This window comes from Dehalococcoidia bacterium (assembly GCA_041653995.1).
GTDB lineage: Bacteria > Chloroflexota > Dehalococcoidia > GIF9 > UBA5629 > CAIMUM01.
Map to the genome: position 1 here is coordinate 386982 of JBAZEK010000002.1, position 19542 is coordinate 406523.

Annotated in this window: 29 protein-coding genes; 27 read left to right on the forward strand and 2 right to left on the reverse strand. The window is 53.0% G+C overall.

Annotated features, from left to right (window positions below):
- The first annotated feature begins 160 nt into the window (after positions 1 to 160).
- Entirely contained in the window at positions 161 to 3622 is a 3462-nt protein-coding gene (locus WC359_08000) for a PAS domain S-box protein (protein ID MFA5400364.1), read from the forward strand.
- Between the two features lie 15 nt (positions 3623 to 3637).
- On the opposite strand, the gene WC359_08005 is transcribed toward WC359_08000, so the two are convergent.
- Both WC359_08005 and WC359_08010 read right to left on the reverse strand, forming a co-directional pair.
- A complete protein-coding gene (locus tag WC359_08005) occupies positions 3638 to 4531 on the reverse strand; it encodes a P-loop NTPase (protein ID MFA5400365.1) in 894 nt (297 codons plus the stop codon).
- A gap of 42 nt (positions 4532 to 4573) precedes the next feature.
- Entirely contained in the window at positions 4574 to 5677 is a 1104-nt protein-coding gene (locus tag WC359_08010) for a 4Fe-4S binding protein (protein ID MFA5400366.1), read from the reverse strand.
- Between the two features lie 367 nt (positions 5678 to 6044).
- Here WC359_08010 and rpsL point away from each other — a divergent pair, with 367 nt between their 5' ends.
- From rpsL to secY, 26 genes are read left to right on the forward strand one after another with little or no spacing between them, the layout of a single operon-like run.
- Positions 6045 to 6476, forward strand: coding sequence for a 30S ribosomal protein S12 (rpsL, locus tag WC359_08015; GenBank protein MFA5400367.1), 432 nt, complete (start codon positions 6045 to 6047; stop codon positions 6474 to 6476).
- A gap of 18 nt (positions 6477 to 6494) precedes the next feature.
- Positions 6495 to 6965: a 30S ribosomal protein S7 gene (gene rpsG / locus WC359_08020; protein MFA5400368.1), complete on the forward strand. Its 471-nt coding sequence runs from the start codon at positions 6495 to 6497 to the stop codon at positions 6963 to 6965.
- Positions 6966 to 7015: 50 nt separating this feature from the next.
- Positions 7016 to 9094, forward strand: coding sequence for an elongation factor G (gene fusA / locus WC359_08025; GenBank protein MFA5400369.1), 2079 nt, complete (start codon positions 7016 to 7018; stop codon positions 9092 to 9094).
- A complete protein-coding gene (rpsJ, locus tag WC359_08030) occupies positions 9095 to 9403 on the forward strand; it encodes a 30S ribosomal protein S10 (GenBank protein MFA5400370.1) in 309 nt (102 codons plus the stop codon).
- Between the two features lie 11 nt (positions 9404 to 9414).
- Positions 9415 to 10023, forward strand: a complete 609-nt coding sequence (rplC, locus tag WC359_08035; GenBank protein MFA5400371.1) for a 50S ribosomal protein L3 — start codon at positions 9415 to 9417, stop codon at positions 10021 to 10023.
- Positions 10007 to 10753, forward strand: coding sequence for a 50S ribosomal protein L4 (rplD, locus tag WC359_08040; GenBank protein MFA5400372.1), 747 nt, complete (start codon positions 10007 to 10009; stop codon positions 10751 to 10753). The genes rplC and rplD overlap by 17 nt, the downstream gene beginning before the upstream one ends.
- 25 nt (positions 10754 to 10778) lie before the next feature.
- Complete coding sequence (rplW, locus tag WC359_08045) at positions 10779 to 11063, forward strand: 50S ribosomal protein L23 (protein MFA5400373.1); 285 nt, start codon at positions 10779 to 10781, stop codon at positions 11061 to 11063.
- Positions 11064 to 11080: 17 nt separating this feature from the next.
- Positions 11081 to 11176: an AURKAIP1/COX24 domain-containing protein gene (locus tag WC359_08050; GenBank protein ID MFA5400374.1), complete on the forward strand. Its 96-nt coding sequence runs from the start codon at positions 11081 to 11083 to the stop codon at positions 11174 to 11176.
- 17 nt (positions 11177 to 11193) lie between these two features.
- Positions 11194 to 12024, forward strand: a complete 831-nt coding sequence (rplB, locus tag WC359_08055) for a 50S ribosomal protein L2 (GenBank protein MFA5400375.1) — start codon at positions 11194 to 11196, stop codon at positions 12022 to 12024.
- Between the two features lie 15 nt (positions 12025 to 12039).
- Positions 12040 to 12345, forward strand: a complete 306-nt coding sequence (gene rpsS, locus WC359_08060) for a 30S ribosomal protein S19 (protein MFA5400376.1) — start codon at positions 12040 to 12042, stop codon at positions 12343 to 12345.
- Positions 12342 to 12680: a 50S ribosomal protein L22 gene (gene rplV, locus WC359_08065; GenBank protein ID MFA5400377.1), complete on the forward strand. Its 339-nt coding sequence runs from the start codon at positions 12342 to 12344 to the stop codon at positions 12678 to 12680. Before rpsS ends, rplV begins: the two co-directional genes overlap by 4 nt.
- Positions 12681 to 13361 carry a 30S ribosomal protein S3 gene (gene rpsC / locus WC359_08070; GenBank protein MFA5400378.1) on the forward strand — a complete coding sequence of 227 codons (681 nt, stop codon included), beginning with the start codon at positions 12681 to 12683 and terminating at the stop codon, positions 13359 to 13361.
- A complete protein-coding gene (gene rplP / locus WC359_08075) occupies positions 13321 to 13761 on the forward strand; it encodes a 50S ribosomal protein L16 (protein ID MFA5400379.1) in 441 nt (146 codons plus the stop codon). Before rpsC ends, rplP begins: the two co-directional genes overlap by 41 nt.
- Positions 13748 to 13945 (forward strand): 50S ribosomal protein L29, encoded by a 198-nt coding sequence (gene rpmC / locus WC359_08080; protein ID MFA5400380.1) that lies wholly within the window; start codon positions 13748 to 13750, stop codon positions 13943 to 13945. The genes rplP and rpmC overlap by 14 nt, the downstream gene beginning before the upstream one ends.
- A gap of 3 nt (positions 13946 to 13948) precedes the next feature.
- On the forward strand, positions 13949 to 14254 hold the full coding sequence (gene rpsQ / locus WC359_08085; protein MFA5400381.1) for a 30S ribosomal protein S17: 306 nt from the start codon (positions 13949 to 13951) through the stop codon (positions 14252 to 14254).
- Positions 14251 to 14619: a 50S ribosomal protein L14 gene (gene rplN / locus WC359_08090; GenBank protein MFA5400382.1), complete on the forward strand. Its 369-nt coding sequence runs from the start codon at positions 14251 to 14253 to the stop codon at positions 14617 to 14619. The genes rpsQ and rplN overlap by 4 nt, the downstream gene beginning before the upstream one ends.
- A gap of 1 nt (position 14620) precedes the next feature.
- Complete coding sequence (rplX, locus tag WC359_08095) at positions 14621 to 14932, forward strand: 50S ribosomal protein L24 (GenBank protein MFA5400383.1); 312 nt, start codon at positions 14621 to 14623, stop codon at positions 14930 to 14932.
- A gap of 17 nt (positions 14933 to 14949) precedes the next feature.
- Entirely contained in the window at positions 14950 to 15492 is a 543-nt protein-coding gene (rplE, locus tag WC359_08100; GenBank protein ID MFA5400384.1) for a 50S ribosomal protein L5, read from the forward strand.
- Between the two features lie 12 nt (positions 15493 to 15504).
- The gene (locus WC359_08105) at positions 15505 to 15690 is read left to right on the forward strand and encodes a type Z 30S ribosomal protein S14 (protein MFA5400385.1); all 186 of its coding nucleotides are present in this window, start codon (positions 15505 to 15507) and stop codon (positions 15688 to 15690) included.
- A gap of 24 nt (positions 15691 to 15714) precedes the next feature.
- The gene (gene rpsH / locus WC359_08110; protein ID MFA5400386.1) at positions 15715 to 16107 is read left to right on the forward strand and encodes a 30S ribosomal protein S8; all 393 of its coding nucleotides are present in this window, start codon (positions 15715 to 15717) and stop codon (positions 16105 to 16107) included.
- A gap of 22 nt (positions 16108 to 16129) precedes the next feature.
- Positions 16130 to 16684 (forward strand): 50S ribosomal protein L6, encoded by a 555-nt coding sequence (rplF, locus tag WC359_08115; GenBank protein MFA5400387.1) that lies wholly within the window; start codon positions 16130 to 16132, stop codon positions 16682 to 16684.
- Positions 16685 to 16686: 2 nt separating this feature from the next.
- Positions 16687 to 17052 (forward strand): 50S ribosomal protein L18, encoded by a 366-nt coding sequence (gene rplR, locus WC359_08120; GenBank protein ID MFA5400388.1) that lies wholly within the window; start codon positions 16687 to 16689, stop codon positions 17050 to 17052.
- Between the two features lie 28 nt (positions 17053 to 17080).
- Positions 17081 to 17593 carry a 30S ribosomal protein S5 gene (rpsE, locus tag WC359_08125; GenBank protein MFA5400389.1) on the forward strand — a complete coding sequence of 171 codons (513 nt, stop codon included), beginning with the start codon at positions 17081 to 17083 and terminating at the stop codon, positions 17591 to 17593.
- A 4-nt stretch (positions 17594 to 17597) separates the two neighbouring features.
- Complete coding sequence (gene rpmD / locus WC359_08130; protein ID MFA5400390.1) at positions 17598 to 17792, forward strand: 50S ribosomal protein L30; 195 nt, start codon at positions 17598 to 17600, stop codon at positions 17790 to 17792.
- Positions 17779 to 18222, forward strand: a complete 444-nt coding sequence (gene rplO / locus WC359_08135; GenBank protein ID MFA5400391.1) for a 50S ribosomal protein L15 — start codon at positions 17779 to 17781, stop codon at positions 18220 to 18222. Before rpmD ends, rplO begins: the two co-directional genes overlap by 14 nt.
- 1 nt (position 18223) lies before the next feature.
- Positions 18224 to 19540 carry a preprotein translocase subunit SecY gene (gene secY, locus WC359_08140; GenBank protein MFA5400392.1) on the forward strand — a complete coding sequence of 439 codons (1317 nt, stop codon included), beginning with the start codon at positions 18224 to 18226 and terminating at the stop codon, positions 19538 to 19540.
- The last annotated feature ends 2 nt before the right edge of the window (positions 19541 to 19542 follow it).

A 19542-nucleotide genomic window follows, 5' to 3' on the forward strand; every position in this document is an offset into this window, starting at 1 on the left:
AACCGCCGTTTGGGTATGCCACAAAGGCGGAGCGTTGCTCAATACGGCCTACAGGATATGTCCGAATGCGGATTATACCGTTGACACGTGCAGGTGAGAAAGAGTATAAAGTAAGCTGTTACAGGTGGGTTAGCTGCGAGAGCGGGGAGAGGAAATAAGGATGGCAAAAAAATCTGATAAGAACAGGGCCAGACAAACCGTTATGAAAGCCATCGGGCAGAGCCCCGCACCCAGGAAGAGCAGGGCGGTAAAAAGGCGCAATCCTACCGGGAAACCGGAGCCGGCAGGAGGGCAGATGACCACCCTGCTGGGCGGCCTGCCGGACGGGATATGTATCTTCGATAAAGCAGGTGTAATCACTTACTGCAACGCAAGCTTTTCCGCCATCAGCGGTCTGCCGCTCAGGAAGCTAACCGGCCGCAAGTTGAGGAAGAACGCGCTATGGGGAGTGCCGGGCAAAGATGATGAGTTCAGGGAGTTGTGGCGCAGGGTAAAGCAAGCAGGCCGGCAACTGGAGGTTCAGGCCCAGCCCATAACCAGACCGGGCCAGCCAACTCGATTCTGGAATTTGAAGCTCACGCCGTATTTGTCAAAGAAGAAACGGCTGGAAGGCATGAATCTGCAGATCAGGGATGTGACTGAAGAAGCCGGGCTGAGGAACAGAGAACGCCTGATGACGGACTATTATGCGGCAGCATTGATGCACCAGTCGATCCAGCCGCTGCTGGATGATCTGGTGAGTCTGCTCAAAGGTTACAGCCGCTGTCCGTTTATAGAAGTAATAATCTCGGATACTTATGGAAACAGGACACTGAAAGCCATGACCGGGCAGAGCCCGGGCCTGTGGGACGCCAATAAAGCCATTTCCCAGCCCGCTGTCGAGATGCTCTTCAGCGAAGCCGGAGCGGAGTTTTCCTGCGGCGAAAAAGACTCTCTTTGCCTGGGCGATACGCTTGCTATAGCAGATGGTCTGGTGGGCAGCCTGAGGAAACTGGTGAATGATGCCATGAATTCGTATGGTTGCAAATCGCTGGCGCTGATACCGGTCAGGCTGGCGGGAAAGATAACTGGATATATCCTGCTGATCAGCCCTGTTGCCGGAGGAATAACGCCGTACATGGTAGAGACGATAGAGTCGGTTTCAGGCCATCTACAGGTCGTAATTGAGCATGCCGAGCTGAAGGATGAGGTACGCAGGCAGCGACAGGGACTGCTGAAGCAGATGCATGAGCGGGCTGCCCATCTGGAAGCCTTGAGCGAAAGGTTGAAACAGGAATCTGCCGAGCGTAAGAAAGCGCAGGAAGAGATGCGGGTGCAGAGAGACCTGGCCGTAGCCCTCAACGGCATCGAGAACCTTGATGAAGCATTGAAGCTGTGCCTGGACACTGCGATTCTGGTATCCGGCATGGACTGCGGAGGTATCTACCTGGCGGATCCCGTTGCCTTAGGATTCAACCTGGCGGTTTCCAGAGGGCTGTCCGATGATTTCGTCAGGCAGGTTACCTATTATAAAGATTCGGAGCCAAATGCCCTTATCATTAAAAACGGCGTACCGGTTTACTCAACTTACAACGAAATCGATGAACCGACGGACGAGATTCGACAGGCGGAGGGCCTGAAGGGCCTTGGTGTTATACCGGTTATACATGACGGCAGGGCCGTAGCATGCCTGAATATCGCCTCCCATGTACTTGATGAGATCCCCTTCAACGCCCGCAGCGTGGTCGAGGCCATTGCGGCGGACCTGGGCACTTTCATTGCCCATATCACAGACAGGGAAGCGCTGAAGGAGAGCGAAGAACGTTACCGTACGCTGTTTGCCGGTACTCCCAACCCTATACTGGTAAAGGATATGGAGGGCAACTACATTGACGGCAATGACGCCGCGCTGGCCTTTCTCGAGTGTACGCGAGAAGAATTCCTGGCTATGAACGTGAAAAATACGCTGCCTCCTTATCTTGATGAGGACTGGTATGCGAATCTTCGCAAAATTTGGGAGATAGGAGGGACGGTAGAGCGTGATTATTATGTCTGGGGAAAGATAAAGGTACTCGAACTCACGCTCACACCCCTCCAGGTGCGCGGCCGTAAGATCGTGTTCGGTATAGGCCGTGACGTTACTGAGAAGAAAAAAGCGGAGAAGGAGTTACGCGAATCGGAGGAGAAATACCGGCTATTAGTGGAAAATGCCAATGAGGCCATCGCGGTTGTGCAGGACTCCATCGTTAAATATGTCAATGACAGGACATTTGAAATTATGCTCCACAGCAGGGAAGAATTCCTGTCCAGGCCTTTTATTGAGTTTATTCATCCGGACGATAAGCAAATGGTTATGGGATACTACACGTCCTGGGCAAGCCATGAAAAGGTGCCGTCGTTGTATCCCTTCAGGTTTATTGATAAGGATGGAGCGATAAAATGGGCGGAGATGAGAGCGACCACTTTTAAGTGGGAAGGCAAACCCGCCGTCCTGGTGCTGATGACGGATATCACCGAAAGGCAAAGGGCTGCGGAGGCATTGAGGCAGAGCGAGGAGCGGTACCGCCTGCTGGCGGAAAATTCCCTGGACGTGATATGGACGGTAGGCCTGGATTTGAAACCAATCTATATCAGCCCGTCAATAGAATTGTATACCGGATTTAAAGCAGATGAAGTGAAAGATATCGTCACTTCCGGCGAGTGGGCCGCAAGGTTGGGGATGGATCCAAAGGATGCCAGGCAACAGCAGGCCTCGATGCGGGCGCTGGTGGAAGGTGAGGCGGAGATACAAGTCATTGAGTATAAAATTAAGGCCGGTGATGGGAAAAGCTACTGGGCACATGAGAAAATGAGTATTCTTCGAGACAGTGAGGGCAAGATAAGCGGGATAATAGGTGTTACCAGGGACATTACCGAGCAGAAGGTAGTGACCGAGAACCTTATCGTCGCCGACCGGCTCGTTTCTCTGGGTGAGATGGCGGGCGGCCTGGCCCATGAGATCAACAATCCGCTTACCGCGGTGATGGGATTCGCTTATCTACTGCAGCAGAACCCTGCCACATCCCCGGAGATAAGAGAGGATGTGGAGTCTATTTATAAAGAGAGCAAGAGGGCGGCTGAAGTAATCAAGAACTTCCTCACGTTTTCGCGCGGCCAGGTCGCCGAGAAGAGGGCGGAGCAAATAAATATCCTGATTGAGAACGTGCTCAATCTAAGACAGAGCCGGATGCAGAAAGAGAATATCGATGTGAAGCTGGAACTGTCGGAAGGTTTGCCCTCGGTCTATTGCGATCCTGCACGGATTCAACAGGCCATACTCAATATCATATTAAACGCGGAGTATTTTATGTACCAGGCCCACGAGCGCGGCACGCTCAGCATTAAAACGGATGTATACGGCGGCAATATAAAGTTGGCCATAGGGGATGACGGCCCCGGAATGTCGGCCGATAAGCTGGACCATTTGTTCGATCCTTTCTACACCACCAAGCAGTCCGGGGAAGGAACGGGCCTGGGACTGAGCATATGCCACAGTATAGTCCGTGATCATGGGGGCAGAATTTACGTCGAAAGCGCACTGGGCAAAGGAGCCGTTTTCACTATTGAGCTGCCGGCCGGGCAACAAGGTTTAATGCTAACGTAGATCGGCTGTTGCCGATCATAGAGCTTTGTATAAATCATCAACAATGATGCCGGCCTCTTTAGCGGCAATACGGTCACGCACCGGCTTTCCCTCGAAAGCTGCTTCGGCCAGATTCGGGTTGTAGTTCAAAACGCCATATATTTTCACATCGCGCTTTTCCAGTTCCTGCCTGGCGCGGGCCGACATACTTATGGAAGACATCTTGTTGAGGATAGCGCCCACCCGGCCGATGCCCATTCCCTGCGCCATCTGAGCGATGCGACCGGCCACAATTATGGACTCGAGGGAGGGCTCAACAACAGCCAGTATTGTATCGGCCTGCCTTTCCACGCCCCGGCCGAAGCTCTCGACGCCCGCCTCCATGTCCAAAACCAGCACCTCGTCTTCTTTCAATTCGAGCTTCTCGACTATGCTGCGCGCCGACTCAGCCAGCGAGCAGGCGCAGCCCTGAAAGGGGTCGAGTATCTTCCCCACCGCCATAAACCGTACACCGTCTTCAGACGACACAAATCCGGGAGGGATATCGTCCATGGAAAACCGCTCGCGCTGCGAGAACTTGCCGTCTTCATTAAATAGATCGCTGAGCGCTTGAGGCTCTCCCTTGATTCCAAGCATCCTGCCCAGGCCGGGATTCGACTCGTCAGCGTCGATGACTATCACCCTGCGCCCGGCCTCTTTGAGCGCCAGCGCCAGCAATGCGACGGCCGTAGTCTTGCCCGAGCCACCCTTGCCGCAAACCGCGATCTTGCTCACGGCAGATGCGCGGGGTATGTGTGTTTTCATATATTCCCTTATCTTTCGGGAAGCCTCCACTTTCTCTTCGGCCGTCGTGGCGTAACACAGCCCGCAATCGATGCAGGCATCGTCGTCATAGTACGGCGCCCCCAGGGGGCAATGGAACAATCCCATCTAAAATATATATCCCGGGCAGGCGCATCGGCCTGCTCAGAGTTAATAGATGCTCAGCGTCTCCGGTACATGTTCAAGCGGACGCACCAACTTCATGCTACGGGCACCCGACTTGCAGGTGATGTTGCAGCTCCCACAACCCCTGCATATCTCGGGTTCTGTGAAAGATCTTTCGCCCTCGATCCCGTCATATTTTTTCATTGAAACGGCCTGGAACTGGCACCTTTCCACACAGACCCCGCAACCTTTGCACTTTACGGGGTCGACCACCGAGATAAAACGGCTCTTCTGGGCGATTTTGATGGCAAGACAGCAGCAGTAATGGCAGTTGCAGAGGAGCTGCGTTACCTCACGCTGGTTTACGGTTACATGCACAGCCGGCTGCTTGTCGAAATTCTGAATAATGGCTATGGCCTCGTCGGCGGATATCTTCCTGCCCGTTTTCCTATCCAGGTTATACTCGGCGGTGCGGTCCAGCGTTATACATGACTCTTGCGGCACGCCGCACCAGCGGTCAGTGTGCGACGCTTTGCAGCCGCAGCGCATAACTGCAATCAGGCTGCGGGATTTAAGCAGGGCAGGTGCGTTTTCGAAAGGCTGAACCCCCGGCACGTCCTTAATGGAAGGCCAGCGCGGCACAACCCTGAATTCACTGGCGTGGCCGGCGGGCAGGTTAGCAGGCGCTGGTTTGGTCATCGGGCCTTCGATGGAACCCCAGAGATCATAATAAATCCGGCCCAGGCTTTTATCATAGTTGGGATTGCCCAGCGCAGCATCGTGCAACTGCATAAAGGTGCGAGCCATGGCGGGGCCTTTCCTGGTGGGAAATACCAGGCCCTTCTCAAACAGCTCGCGGATATGCTGCCTGACCAGGGTTTTATCCATGCCCAGCTTGCCGGCGAAAGTATCTGAAACTTCGAGCGAACGTCCGGATGAGGGTGGTAAATCGAGATCGGGCAGCGCCGCAACGATCTTGATCTGTTCGGCATTGGCCAGGCAGGCCAGGATCCTGGGCATGATTTCTTTATCGCCGGGGAAGATCCTGTTGGCCAGATCAATATAAATAGGATCCACGGGGAACTTATTCTTTTCTACGCGGGACTTCAGCTCGGCGTATACTTCAAAAGGGTCTGCCTGTCTCGTCATATGTCGTCTCCTTTAATTTAGAGGATTGTTTAAAACGGGCCATGTATATTGTACAGCAAAATTTCCGGCTGCCGGATGCACAGGCAGGGGATTTTTCACGGGTGAAAAGTCCAGGTTACGACGGGCACTTCAAATCACGTAGGTCGGCTATTGTTGACAGGGATTGAATTCGTATGTTAATATTTCCATTTGTTGCAAAGTTGCGCTAATATTCATTAGTTTCGCGCGGATTTTGCGTGACCTGGATAACAATCAAGCCGGCTGGTTGACCCGGGATGTGGGCCAGATCGGGAAGTAGTCCGGGGACAACTGGGTGGCTTTTTAATTTGCCGAAAACAGGGAATATATATTTAAGGAAGAGATTAGTATGCCGACAGTGAATCAGTTGGTCAGGAAGGGCCGCCATAAGATGGCCAGGAAGACCAAGTCTCCCGCGTTGCAGGTGATCTACAACACCTTGAAGAACAAATCGAGGAAGGGTGTATGTTCTCCGCAGAAACGTGGCGTATGTGTGCAGGTTAAAACAATGACACCGAAAAAGCCTAACTCGGCGTTACGTAAGATCGCCCGCGTACGGCTGACAAATCACATCGAAGTTACGGCATATATACCGGGAGAGGGACACAATCTTCAGGAGCACTCGGTAGTTCTCATACGCGGCGGCAGGGTCAAAGACCTGCCGGGCGTCCGCTATCACATCATCCGCGGTACACTCGATGCTGCGGGAGTCGAAAAACGCAGGCAGGGGAGAAGTAAATACGGGGCGAAAGCTCCCAAAGCGCCTGCAGCGGCCAGCTAAATATAACGGGGAGATATTATGTCAAGGCGAGCCAAATTTGTAAACAGGGAAGTGAGCCCGGATCCCAAGTACGGGAGCCCGGTGGTTGCCAGGTTTATTAATAAAATAATGTATAAGGGCAAGAAATCCACTGCCCAGGGTATTGTCTACGAAGCATTTGATCGCATCAACAAGCAGATGAAGACCGAACCTCTCAATATTTTTGAACAGGCAATGAAAAACGCCACCCCCGCGCTTCAGGTCAAGTCAAGGCGCGTGGGCGGTGCTACATATCAGGTACCCATTGAGGTAAGCCCGGAGCGCGGCGAGTTCCTGGCCACCAAATGGATCATTACATATGCCAGGGACCGCGGCGGAAGGTCGATGGCTGAAAGGCTGGCCGCAGAGTTGATGGATGCAGCCCAGGGACAGGGCAACTCCATCAAGAAGAAGCAGGATACCCACAAGATGGCAGAGGCAAATAAGGCATTTGCGCATTATCGATGGTAACAGCAGGCGTTAAGGAATCCCGGCCCAGAACGGGTCAGGGTAACAATAAAGTGACGAGATCGTTTCCCCTGGACAAGGTTCGGAACATCGGCATCATCGCCCATATCGATGCCGGTAAAACCACAACTACGGAACGCATCCTTTTCTATACCGGCCGAACATACAAGGTCGGTGAGGTGCATGACGGCACCGCAGTCATGGACTGGATGGCACAGGAGAGAGAGCGGGGCATAACGATCACTTCGGCAGCCACCACCTGCCACTGGAAAGATTACCGCATCAATATTATCGACACTCCGGGACATGTGGATTTCACGGCTGAAGTTGAGCGCAGCCTGCGCGTCCTCGATGGAGGCGTAGTCGTGCTGGATGCTGTAGCCGGGGTGGAAGCACAGTCGGAGACTGTCTGGCGCCAGGCCGATAGATACGGCGTGCCCAGGATATGCTTTATCAATAAAATGGACAGGGTGGGCGCCGATTTCATGCGGACAATCGAGATGATAGAGGAAAGGCTCAAGGCCAAAACGGTAGCCATACAGGTTCCGCTGGGCAAAGAGAACCTTTTCTCCGGCGTAGTCGATCTGGTCACCAAAAAAGCCTGGACTTTCCCGGACGAGGTATCGGAGGAGCCGGCTGAAGCTGAGATCCCTGCGGATATGAGGGATGAGATCGCCAAGGCCAGGCACGATATGATAGAGAAGCTGGCTGAAAACGACGACCAGCTCATGCTCAAATATGTTGATAATCAGGAGATCGGAGAGGACGATATTAAGGCCGCGATCAGACGTCTGACCGTAGCCAACAGGATTGTACCGATAGTCTGCGGCACCGCCCTGCGAAATAAAGGTATACAGCTGGTGCTGGATGCCGTAGTCGACTACCTGCCGTCGCCGCTGGATAAGCCGGCGCTCAAGGTTATTGATACCACGACAGGGCAGGAAGTCGCGCGTCCGGCCAGCGACAATGAGCCTTTTACGGCGCTTGCATTTAAAGTGGTATCAGATCCGTTTGTGGGCAGGCTGGTATATTTCCGGGTTTATTCGGGTAATATTAAGGTAGGCGCGCAAATATATAATGCGAGCAGGCAAAACAGAGAGCGTCTTGGAAGACTGCTGCTAATGCACGCCAACAAACGCGAAGAGATCGACGAAGTCGATACGGGCTGTATAGCGGCCACCCTGGGGCTGAAGAATACTTTCACGGGCGATACGCTATGCGATGCCGGGCAATCAGTACTGCTTGAGGATATCAAATTCCCCGAACCGGTCATCCATATGGCGGTTGAGCCCAAGAGCAAGGCTGACCAGGATAAACTCAGCGATGCCATGGGCAGGCTTTCGGAAGAGGATCCCACATTCAAGGTTAAAACCAACGAAGAAACCGGACAGACTCTCATTTCGGGCATGGGTGAACTGCACCTCGAGGTGCTGATAGACCGCATGATGAGGGAGTTCGGCGTTCAGGTCAGGGTGGGCAAGCCGCAGGTAGCCTACAAAGAAACAGTCACCGTATCTGTTGAAGCGGAGGGCCGTTTTATTCGTCAAACAGGTGGCCATGGCCAGTATGGACACTGCTGGCTGAGGATAGAGCCGGGTGAGCGTAATAGTGGATTTAAATTTATTAATGCAGTACGCGGCGGTGATATATCCCGGCAGTACATACCTGCCATTGAAGCGGGTGTTAAGGAAGCGCTGGATTCCGGCGGCGTCAGTGGATATCCGCTGGTTGATATAAAGGTATCAGTATTTGATGGAAGCGAACACGACGTCGATTCATCGGAGATGGCCTTCAAAATGGCCGGCTCCATTGCACTGAAAGAAGGCGTGGCCAGGGCAAAGCCGGTAGTCCTGGAACCTATTATGAGACTGGAAGCAGTCACTCCATCATCCTTTATGGGAGATGTTATAGGCGATCTCAATTCCAGGCGGGGACAGATACAGGGCATCGAGACGCACGGAGAGACCTGCGTAATACACTGTTTTGTACCCCTGGCCGAATCTTTCGGATACGCGACCTCTTTAAGGTCGGCGACCCAGGGCAGGGCCACGTATTCAATGGAATTCCTCCAGTACAGCGAAGTACCGGCCGGTATTCTCGAGGAAATGTTAGCTAAATCGAAGGGTAGGTAAATGACCAAGCAGAAGATAAGAATTAAACTGAGGGGATACGATCACAGGCTGGTCGACCAGTCCGCAGGGCAGATAGTTGAAACTGCAATAAAATCGGGCGCCGAGGTGATCGGTCCGGTGCCTCTACCGACGAGGATTGAGAAGTTTTGCGTGATCAGGTCAGGTTTTATTGATAAGGATTCCCGTGAGCAATTTGAGATGCGCACTCACAAGAGGCTGATCGACATAGTCGGCCCGACAACCAAGACCATCGATGCGCTTACCCAACTTCAGTTGCCTTCGGGCGTAGAAATCGATATTAGATTGTAGGATTAAGAGAAATGGCTGGCATACTCGGAAAAAAAATTGGAATGACGCAATTGTACAGGGAGAACCTGGAGATAGCTGTTACTGCCATAGAGGCCGGACCTTGCTGTGTCACGCAGGTCAAGACGGTTGAGAAGGACAAATATAACGCTGTGCAGATCGGCTTTGGAGAAGCGAAGAAGCTGGGCAAGGCGGAGAAGGGACATTTAAAGGAAAATGGGAATTACCGCTACCTGCGCGAGCTGCGCATGGATGATGTAAAAGATTACCAGGTCGGACAGAAAATCGATGCAGGGATGTTCAAGGCCGGTGATATAGTACAGGTCGAGGGCATTTCCAAGGGCAAGGGATTCGCCGGTGGAGTTAAAAGGTATCACTTCAAGGGCGGACCCAAGACGCATGGCCAGTCCGACAGGCACCGAGCCCCGGGTTCGGTCGGATCCACGACCACGCCGGGACGTGTATTCAAAGGCCTGCGCATGGCCGGGCATATGGGGGCCAGCAAGGTCACAGCGCGCAATCTGGTTGTGATCGAAGTCGACACCGCCAAAAATGTATTGCTGCTGAAGGGCGCGGTCCCGGGTGCCAGGGGCGGCATTCTGCTGATTGAGAAAGCATCATAAAAAGGTTACTGACGTGGATATAGAAGTATTTGATTTGAAAGGCGAAAAGACGGGCAAGATAACGGTCAGTGGTTACGTATTCGGCCAGACCGTAAATGAAGCGGTGGTACACCAGGCCCTGCTCAGGCAACTGGCAAACAGGAGACAGGGTACAGCTGATACGCAGACCCGCTCGGATGTAAGCAGGAGCACCAAGAAAGCATATGCCCAGAAGCACACCGGCAGGGCTAGGCGCGGTCCTGCTTCATCGCCGCTGCTCAAGGGCGGTGGTGTGGTCTTCGGTCCGCATCCCCGCAGCTACCGGCAGGACATGCCCAAGAAAATGCGCAGGTTGGCTCTGCGCAGCGTTCTTTCGGGCAAGGTCAGCGGCGGCGAGGTGAAAGTGCTTAAAAAGCTTGACCTGAAGGAGCCCAAGACCAGGCTGATGTCTGATATCCTGTTCGCTCTGGGAGTCGACGATACAGCTATCATTGGCGTCGCCCTGGGTAAGGACAATATAACAAAAGCGTGTTCCAACCTGCCGGGCATCAAGACCACCATGGTTTCCATGCTGAACGTGGCTGACTTGCTGTCGTACAGGATGCTGGTGCTGGATGTAGATGCCGTCAGGCGCATCGAAGAGCTGTGGGATGAAAAGAAAGAGGCAAAGGCCGAAGTAAAGACCGCAGCAAAGAGCTCAGCGAAGAGTTCAACGAAGAGCTCCACTAAGAGCAAGGAAAAGGCGGAATAAGGCGCCGAGAGGGTTTATTCACACCATGAATTTATTTGAGGTTTTACGCAGGCCGCTGGTAACCGAGAAAACCACCAGGCTTTCAGAGAGCAATAAATATGTATTTGAGGTGGACAAGAGGTCTACCAAAGACCAGGTCAGGTTGGCCGTGGAGAAGGCCTTCAAGGTGGACGTTATCAGCGTTAATATTATAAAGGTACCAGGCGAGACAAAAAGGATGGGCAGGAGGGCAATCACCCACCCTGCCTGGAAAAAAGCCATAGTGACGCTCAAAGAAGGGGACAAGATCCAGTTCTTTGAGGGAGTCTAAGATAACAGGAGTAGAAATTGGGTTCTGTTATAAAGAAACGTAAAAAGAAGATGGCGAAACACAAGCATCGGAAGCTTTTAAGAAAGAACCGATGGCAACGACGCCACGCTTAAAGCAGGAGTAGTTAGATTTGGCTTTAAAGACATTTCGCCCTACGTCCCCCGGGCGCCGCGGTATGGTGAAGATATCGTTTGACGATATCACGAAGACGGTGCCGGAAAAAGCCCTGTTGGTTCCGCAGAAAAGAAAGGCGGGACGCAACAGCAGGGGTGTGATAACCACGCGCCACAGGGGCGGAGGCGCCAAACGCAAGACGCGCATAATCGATTTTAAGCGGGACAAGTTGGGCGTGCCCGGGAAAGTGGCTGCTATCGAATATGATCCTGGCCGCACAGCACGCATTGCTTTGATCTTTTATGTTGACGGCGAGAAACGCTATATGCTCTGCCCTCTGGGGCTGGGCGTTGGCGATACCATTCAAGCCGGGGAAAATGCTGAGGTCAAGCCGGGCAACAACCTGCCGCTGGGCAATATACCGGCCGGCACCACAGTGCACAACCTGGAGTTCGAGCCCAACAAGGGGGGCCAGATAGTGCGTAGCGCCGGGACTTCGGCCCAGGTGCTGGGCAAGGAAGATAGATACACGATGGTTCGCCTGCCTTCCGGTGAAGTTCGCCGCTTTATGAATGAATGCAGGGCTACTATCGGCCAGGTAGGAAACCTTGACCACCAGAACATTAAACACGGTAAAGCAGGACGTGTACGCTTACTGGGAAGACGTCCCAAGGTCAGGGGTTCAGCCATGACTCCCCGCGATCATCCCCACGGCGGTGGCGAAGGCAGATCGCCGCGCGGCATGCCTCCCAAGACACCGCAGGGCAAGCCGGCACTGGGGCACAGGACACGTGTGGGCAAAGCATCCGATAAATTGATCGTAAGGCGCCGCTACGCCGCGAAATAAAGAGGTAAATTAAAAATGTCACGTTCAGCGAGAAAGGGCCCGTATTGTCATCCCAAGCTGCTGAAAAAAATTGAGGCGCTCAATAAGAAGGGAGACAAGCAGGTTATCAAGACCTGGGCAAGGTCTTCCACCGTCATGCCGGAGATGCTCGGACACACTATCGGTGTTCATGACGGCAGGCGCCATGTGCCCATTTTTATTACTGAAAATATGGTAGGCCACAAGCTGGGCGAATTTGCCATGACCCGCACTTTCCGCGGTCACGTGGGAAAGGCCACGGCTGCGGCGCCGGTTAAGAAGAAAGAAGCAGGTAAGGCATGAGAGTAGGAGCAGTAGCTAAAGATATCGGGATCCCTCCCCGCAAGATGAAACTTGTGGTGGATATGGTGCGGGGTAAAAAAGTTGAAGATGCCCTGAATATTTTGAAATTCACGCCTACTCCTGCTGCCAAAGCTGTAGCAAAGGTGATAAAATCGGCTTCTTCCAATGCGGAGAACAATTTCCAGTTGGATCCATCCGAATTAAAGGTTGTTTATATCACGGCTGACGAAGCCCGGACACTGAAAAGGTATAGACCCCAGTCCAGGGGCCGGTTCAGTCCCATATTGAAGCGAGCAACGCATATCAAGGTTTTCGTCTCCGAGGAGGATAAATAAGTGGGACATAAAGTTCACCCCTACGGTTTCCGCATAGGGATCATACGCGGCTGGAGGGCCAAGTGGTATGACGAGAAAAATTACCTGGAGACCCTGCATGATGATCTCAAGCTGCGTAAGGAGATCAAGCGCAGGCTGCGCGAAGGTGCGGTGGCAAGGGTCGAGATGGATCGACAGGGTAATGATATAGTTGTGACTATTTTCACCGCACGACCAGGTATTGTCATCGGACGTGGCGGTCAGCGTGCCGAGGAACTGAGGTCCGAGCTGGAGAAACTTTGCGGCAAGAAGGTTAAATTATCCATAAAGGAAGTCGAGCAACCGGAGACGGAAGCTATGCTGGTGGCGCGCAATATCGCCGATTCCCTCGAACGGCGAATAGCATTCAGACGCGCCATGAAGCAGGCTGCCTTTAAGACCAGACAGGCCGGCGCCAAGGGCATAAGGATAAGCTGCGCCGGCAGGCTGGGGGGTGCGGAAATAGCCAGGCGTGAAACTGTACGTGAAGGCCAATTACCTCTGCATACGCTGTGTGCAGATATTGATTACGGAGTTGCAGAAGCAGCTACCACTATGGGAAACATCGGTGTCAAAGTTTGGATTTACAAAGGCAACATTATCCCTGAAGTAAGGAGAGAAAGTGTTACAACCGAAACGAGTGAAGTATCGAAAGTGCCATAGAGGCCACCTGCGTGGCAAGGCACAATCCGGTAATACGATTACCTTCGGCGACTTCGGTATGCAGGCCGAGGAGGCTCACTGGATCACGTCGCGGCAGATCGAAGCAGCCCGCCGTGTTATCGTGCGTTACCTGCGCCGTGGCGGGCAGGTATGGATACGGATCTTCCCCGATAAATCGGTCACCAAGAAGCCGGCCGAAACCCGCATGGGCAGCGGTAAAGGAGCTGTCGACCACTGGGTAGCTGTAGTTAAACCCGGCAGGATTATGTTTGAGATCGGCGGTATCAAGGGGAATATGGCCAAGGAAGCACTCACCATGGCTGCATATAAATTACCGATTAAAACCAGGTTTGTAGCACGCGAGTCTCTCAAGGAAGAGGTAAAAGGTGAAACTAACTGAAATCAGGGCGTTGGGTGACGCCGAATTGCAAAAAAAATTGGAGGAAGCTCACCAGGAGCTGTTTAACCTGCGCTTCAAGTTGGCGACTAAGCAATTGGTCAACCACCGCGAGCTGCCCAAGGTCAGGAAAAAGATCGCCAGGATAAACACGATTATACGCGAACGGGAGCTTGGCAAGAAGTAAAAAATGGAAAAAAACCATAAAACCAGAACAGGTAAAGTCATCAGCAACAAGATGCAAAAGACGGTGGTCGTTCGCGTCGACAACCTGCGCAGGCACCCTCTATACCATAAGGTGGTCAAGCATTCCTCCAGTTTCAAGGCCCATGATGAGGAGAACAAATGCAACGTCGGCGACGTGGTAAAGATTGTGGAGACACGGCCGCTGTCGAAGGATAAGAACTGGCGGGTCGTGGAAATAATACAGAAAGCGGACATAGTCGGTGTCTTAAAGGACGATGTGGCACAGGAAAACCAGGAGGGATCAAAGTGATCCAGCCGAATACCAGATTAAAAGTTGCGGATAATACGGGTGCACGTCAGGTGATGTGCATCGGAGTACCGGGAGGTACCCGCAGGCGCTATGCTTCTGTGGGAGACGTAATCACCTGCAGCGTCAAGCGCGCCATACCCGGTGGGGTGGTTAAGAAAGGTGACGTCGTCAAAGCGGTCATCGTGAGGATCGCCCAGCACCACCATAGGCCGGACGGCTCATACGTGCGTTTCGACGACAACGCCGCCGTAATACTTGACGACAAGGGTAATCCCAAGGGTACCCGCATATTCGGACCGGTGGCGAGAGAACTGAGGGACAAGAATTTTATGAAGATTATTTCCCTGGCGCCCGAGGTGCTGTGAGATGAAGATTCGTAAAAATGACAATGTGTTGATCATATCCGGTAAGGATAAAGGTAAAAAGGGCAAGGTTCGCAAGGCTATGCCCGATAAGAACAGCGTAATTGTGGAAGGATTCAACCTGATCAAACGTCATTCCAAGACAAAGGGAAAGACGCGGCAGGCCGGCATTATCGAGCTGGAGGCGCCCATTGCTATCTCCAACGTGATGGTAATCTGCAATAAGTGCAACAAGCCTGCCCGGCTGGGATACAGGGAGCTTGAAGACGGCAACAAGGCAAGGTTCTGCCGCAGTTGCAATGAGATCATTGACTAACTTGAGGTAACCCGATAATGGTAAGACTGAAAGAAAGATATAATAAAGAGATTGTGCCGCAGCTGATAAAGAAGTACGGCTACCGCAATATTATGGAAGTTCCCAGGGTCAATAAGATCGTCCTTAACCTGGGTATGGGCGAATCGCTGGTCAACCCCAAGGCCATGGAGGCCGCAGGAAAAGACATGACGACCATCGCCGGCCAGCACGCGGTAATTACCAAGGCCAAGAAATCCATAGCCGCCTTCAAGCTGAGGGCGGGCACACCCATCGGAATGATGGTAACACTGCGCGATAAGAGGATGTATGAATTCCTGGATAAGCTGGTTAGCGTGGTTCTTCCCAGGATACGCGATTTCCAGGGCGTGCCGCGCGATGCTTTCGATGGGCAGGGTAATTATACGCTGGGTCTGAAAGAGCAGATCGTGTTCCCCGAGATTGAGTATGACAAGGTGGACAAGACCAGGGGACTTGAGATAACGATAGTTACATCGGCGAAGACGGACGAGGACGGCAGGCGCCTGCTCGAGGCCATCGGTATGCCGTTCAAGAAAAATTAGTAGGGTTAAATTATGGCGAAGTTATGCAAGGTAAATAAGGCGAACCGGCCACCCAAGTACAAAGTGCAGCAGCATAGCCGCTGCAAGTTGTGCGGCAGACCAAGGGCGTATATGCGCAAGTTCGGCATATGCCGCATCTGCTTCCGCACTTTGGCCCTCAACGGCGAGCTGCCGGGGGTACGGAAATCGAGCTGGTAATATAGTTAGCGGAGTTGTTTATCAATGGTTACTGATCCGATTGCTGATTTGTTGACCCGGGTGCGCAATGCTGCCATGGCACGCCATGACAGCGTGAATATCCCTGCCTCCAAGATGAAAATCGCGGTTGCTAAAATCCTCAAGGATGAGGGCTTCATCTCCGATTACTCCGTCGTGAAAGGCGAACCGCAGCGCATGATCAAGATTACACTTAAATATATCGATAAGCAGCCTGCTTTCATAGGCCTTGAGCGTGTTAGCAAGCCTGGACTCAGGATATACTCCGGGAAAAAGGAGATACCCAGGGTCTATGGCGGCCTCGGCATCGCCGTCATCTCAACCTCTAAGGGACTGATGACCGGCCAGGAGGCCTGGAAGAAAAACATAGGCGGCGAAGTGTTATGTTACGTATGGTAATTGAATACAGTGAGGTGAACCTGTGTCTCGTATAGGACGGATGCCTGTACCTGTGCCTGACGGCGTTAAGATCAAGATCGACGGTACAGTGGTTACTGTAGAAGGCAGTAAAGGCAAGCTGACCCGTGAATTCCACCCTGACATCACGATTAAGCAGGAAAGCGGGAATTTGATCGTGACACGCCCGACCGATAACCGGCAGCACCGCTCACTGCACGGCCTCAGCAGGTCGCTTCTGGCCAATATGGTGGACGGTGTCACCAAAGGTTTTGAGAAGAACCTTGAGTTGAGCGGTGTCGGCTACAGGGCAGCCAAAGAGGGCGACAAACTGAAGCTGCAAATAGGCTACAGCCACCCTGTGGAATTCGACCCGCCCCAAGGTATAGATATCACTGTCGCAGGGACCAACAAGATCCGCGTATTTGGTGTCGATAAGGAGCTCGTTGGCGAAACGGCGGCTGAAATCAGGCGTATTCGCGTTCCTGACGCTTACAAGGGCAAGGGTGTCAAATATGCCGGTGAAAGGCTTCGTCTTAAACCCGGCAAGGCCGGCAAGACAGCTACGAAAGGGAAATAATAATGGCTAAAGTAAGTTCGAATGTAGCCCGCAAAAGGCGCCACGAGCGCATCAGGTCCACGGTGATCGGCACACCGGATCAACCGAGATTGTGTGTCTTTCGCAGCCTGAGCAATATTTATGCACAGATAATCGACGATGCAGAGGGCAAAACCGTTGCCTCGGCAAGCAGCCTGAATGCAGAATTACAGGAGCAGTTAAAGGGCAAGAATAAAACCCAGGTTGCCGAGCTGGTGGGATCAGAGCTGGCCAAGTCTGCAAAGGAAAAAGGTATAAGCCAGGTTGTATTCGACCGGGGCGGCTATAAATACCATGGCCGGGTTAAAGCTCTGGCTGAAGCGGCGCGCAAAGCCGGTTTAAAATTCTGAGGATTTGAGTATGAAAGCTGATACTAAGATGCATACCGTTATGCCAAGATTGGATACCAGCGATATGGAGTTCACCGAGAAGCTGGTATCGCTGGACCGCGTGACCAAGGTGGTCAAGGGCGGTAAAAATATGCACTTCCGGGCGCTGGTGGTTGTCGGCGACGGCAAAGGACACGTAGGCGTTGGTTTGGGAAAAGCACGGGAGGTCCCCGAGGCTATCCGCAAAGCCGGCGTATCTGCTAAAAAGAGCGTAATCAGTGTTGTTTTTAAAGACAAGACTATTCCCCATGAGAGCTTTTCCAAGTTTGGGGCGGCACGCGTGCTGCTCAAGCCGGCCCCTCCCGGCACCGGCGTCATTGCCGGAGGCGGGGTGCGCGCCGTTGTCGAAGCTGCGGGCGTCAGGGATATCCTGACCAAATCCCTCGGATGTGCCAATCCGGTAAATGTTACCAGGGCGACTATCCTGGCCCTGGCCAACCTCAGGGATTTCAAGGAAAGCATCAGACGAAGGAAAGGATCTCAGGGGGACGAGGAGATTTAGTCACGTGGCTAAGATACGCATCAAGTGGATTAAAAGCGATATTGGATATGCAGGCGACCAGAGGCGAACCCTCAGGGCGCTGGGTTTTCACAGGCTGAACGAAGTGGTCGAAAAAGAGGATACCCCCGTCATCCGGGGTATGATAAACAAAGTCAGCCATATGCTTGAAGTAGAAGAGAACAAACATGGATCAGAGTAATTTAAAGCCTCCTGCAGGAGCTAAACATAAGAAAAAGCGTGTCGGCTGCGGCGATGGCAGCGGTCATGGGACGTTTTCCACGCGCGGATGCAAGGGACAGAAGTCACGTTCCGGCAGGGACCTGCGGCCCGGTTTTGAAGGCGGCCAGTTGCCGATTATCAAGAGGCTGCCCTGGACCAGGGGATTTACCAATGTAGCCAAGATACAATTCAGCCTGGTTAATGTGGGAGATCTGAAGAAATTCGACGCGGGCGTCGAGGTGAATACCGAGATATTAGTTCAATCCGGCCTGATCAAGTCGGCGTCCCTGCCTGTCAAGATACTTGGAAACGGCGAATTGGATAGGGCGCTTACAGTCAAGGCCAATAAGTTTTCAGGGGTTGCCAGGAGCAAAATCGAAGCGGCCGGTGGTAAGGTAGAGGAGATTTAGTATGCCGCAGACTCAGTCACGGCCCCGCCTGATCCAGGCGATGATCGATGCCTTCTCGCTGCCTGACCTCAGGCAGAAGCTTATCTTCACTCTGGCAATGCTGATCGTATTCAGGTTTATTGCCCATGTTCCCATACCCGGCGTGGACCTGGCCCAACTTCAAGATATTTTCGACCGCAATCAGCTGCTGGGCATGCTCGATCTTTTCAGCGGCGGCGCCATGAGATATTTCAGCATAGCTGCAATGGGCGTATATCCCTATATCACTTCATCGATTATAATGCAGCTTTTAGTGCCGGTTATACCTGCTCTGCGCAGGCTTTCGGAAGAGGGAGAATCCGGCAGGAACAGGATCAATCAGATAACCCACTGGCTGACCATACCGCTGGCAGCGCTGCAGGGATTTGCCCAGCTTCAGCTTTTACGCAGCCAGGGAGGCGTACTTGAGGCCGGTCCACTGGAGACAGTGGCCATCGTGGCATCGCTTACCGCCGGCACTATGATATGTGTATGGCTGGGCGAATTAATAACCGAGAGGGGCATCGGCAACGGTGTTTCGATCATCATCTTCGGCGGCATCATCGCCGGACTGCCGGAACAGATAGGACGCGGTATGATAGCCAAGGAAGATTGGGCGGGCGTCGGTGTATTTGTATTGTTGGCGCTGGCCACGGTGGTTTTAATCGTGATTTTCACAGAAGGACACCGCCGCATACCGGTGCAATATGCCCGTACGGCTTTCCGCGGAGGCAAGATGTATCGGCAGGCAGGATCTACATACATACCACTGCGAGTTAACATGGCGGGCATGATCCCGTTGATCTTCGCCATGTCCCTCATGATATTCCCCGGCACCATAGCCAGCTACTTCGCAGCGCCGGCGGGGCAGGACCCTAATTTTGCCAACACAATTATGGAATGGTTCAATCCCAGTACACCTGTGCCCATCGGCCTTTTCTACTGGATCCTGTACTTCGTGCTGGTCGTCGGCTTCACCTTTTTCTATACCATGGTTATTTTTGAGCAGATGGACCTGGCTCGCACCCTGCAGCGACAGGGAGGATTCATTCCGGGCGTCCGGCCGGGCAAGCCCACGACGGACTATTTAAACGGCGTAACCAATCGTTTGACCTGGGGCGGGGCCCTTTTCCTGGCCATCGTGGCCATTATGCCGTTTTTCGCCAGTCAGATTACAAACGCATCGGTAATGACGCTTTCCAGCACAGCCATACTGATCGTAGTGGGCGTGGCGCTGGATACCATGAAGCAGATAGAGGCGCAGCTTACCATGCGGCGCTATGAAGGTTTCTTAAAGTAAGG

Excerpts from the sequence above, each read along its gene's own strand:
- WC359_08010 (MFA5400366.1), bottom strand. The coding sequence starts at position 5,677 with ATGACGAGACAGGCAGACCCTTTTGAAGTATACGCCGAGCTGAAGTCC.
- rpsH (MFA5400386.1), top strand. The coding sequence starts at position 15,715 with ATGGTTACTGATCCGATTGCTGATTTGTTGACCCGGGTGCGCAATGCT.
- secY (MFA5400392.1), top strand. The coding sequence starts at position 18,224 with ATGCCGCAGACTCAGTCACGGCCCCGCCTGATCCAGGCGATGATCGAT.
- WC359_08000 (MFA5400364.1), top strand. The coding sequence starts at position 161 with ATGGCAAAAAAATCTGATAAGAACAGGGCCAGACAAACCGTTATGAAA.
- rplR (MFA5400388.1), top strand. The coding sequence starts at position 16,687 with ATGGCTAAAGTAAGTTCGAATGTAGCCCGCAAAAGGCGCCACGAGCGC.
- rpsJ (MFA5400370.1), top strand. The coding sequence starts at position 9,095 with ATGACCAAGCAGAAGATAAGAATTAAACTGAGGGGATACGATCACAGG.
- rpsL (MFA5400367.1), top strand. The coding sequence starts at position 6,045 with ATGCCGACAGTGAATCAGTTGGTCAGGAAGGGCCGCCATAAGATGGCC.
- rplX (MFA5400383.1), top strand. The coding sequence starts at position 14,621 with ATGAAGATTCGTAAAAATGACAATGTGTTGATCATATCCGGTAAGGAT.
- rplV (MFA5400377.1), top strand. The coding sequence starts at position 12,342 with ATGAGAGTAGGAGCAGTAGCTAAAGATATCGGGATCCCTCCCCGCAAG.
- WC359_08005 (MFA5400365.1), bottom strand. The coding sequence starts at position 4,531 with ATGGGATTGTTCCATTGCCCCCTGGGGGCGCCGTACTATGACGACGAT.
- rpsQ (MFA5400381.1), top strand. The coding sequence starts at position 13,949 with ATGGAAAAAAACCATAAAACCAGAACAGGTAAAGTCATCAGCAACAAG.
- rpsE (MFA5400389.1), top strand. The coding sequence starts at position 17,081 with ATGCATACCGTTATGCCAAGATTGGATACCAGCGATATGGAGTTCACC.
- rplO (MFA5400391.1), top strand. The coding sequence starts at position 17,779 with ATGGATCAGAGTAATTTAAAGCCTCCTGCAGGAGCTAAACATAAGAAA.
- rplW (MFA5400373.1), top strand. The coding sequence starts at position 10,779 with ATGAATTTATTTGAGGTTTTACGCAGGCCGCTGGTAACCGAGAAAACC.
- rpsG (MFA5400368.1), top strand. The coding sequence starts at position 6,495 with ATGTCAAGGCGAGCCAAATTTGTAAACAGGGAAGTGAGCCCGGATCCC.
- rpsS (MFA5400376.1), top strand. The coding sequence starts at position 12,040 with ATGTCACGTTCAGCGAGAAAGGGCCCGTATTGTCATCCCAAGCTGCTG.
- rplE (MFA5400384.1), top strand. The coding sequence starts at position 14,950 with ATGGTAAGACTGAAAGAAAGATATAATAAAGAGATTGTGCCGCAGCTG.
- WC359_08105 (MFA5400385.1), top strand. The coding sequence starts at position 15,505 with ATGGCGAAGTTATGCAAGGTAAATAAGGCGAACCGGCCACCCAAGTAC.
- rplC (MFA5400371.1), top strand. The coding sequence starts at position 9,415 with ATGGCTGGCATACTCGGAAAAAAAATTGGAATGACGCAATTGTACAGG.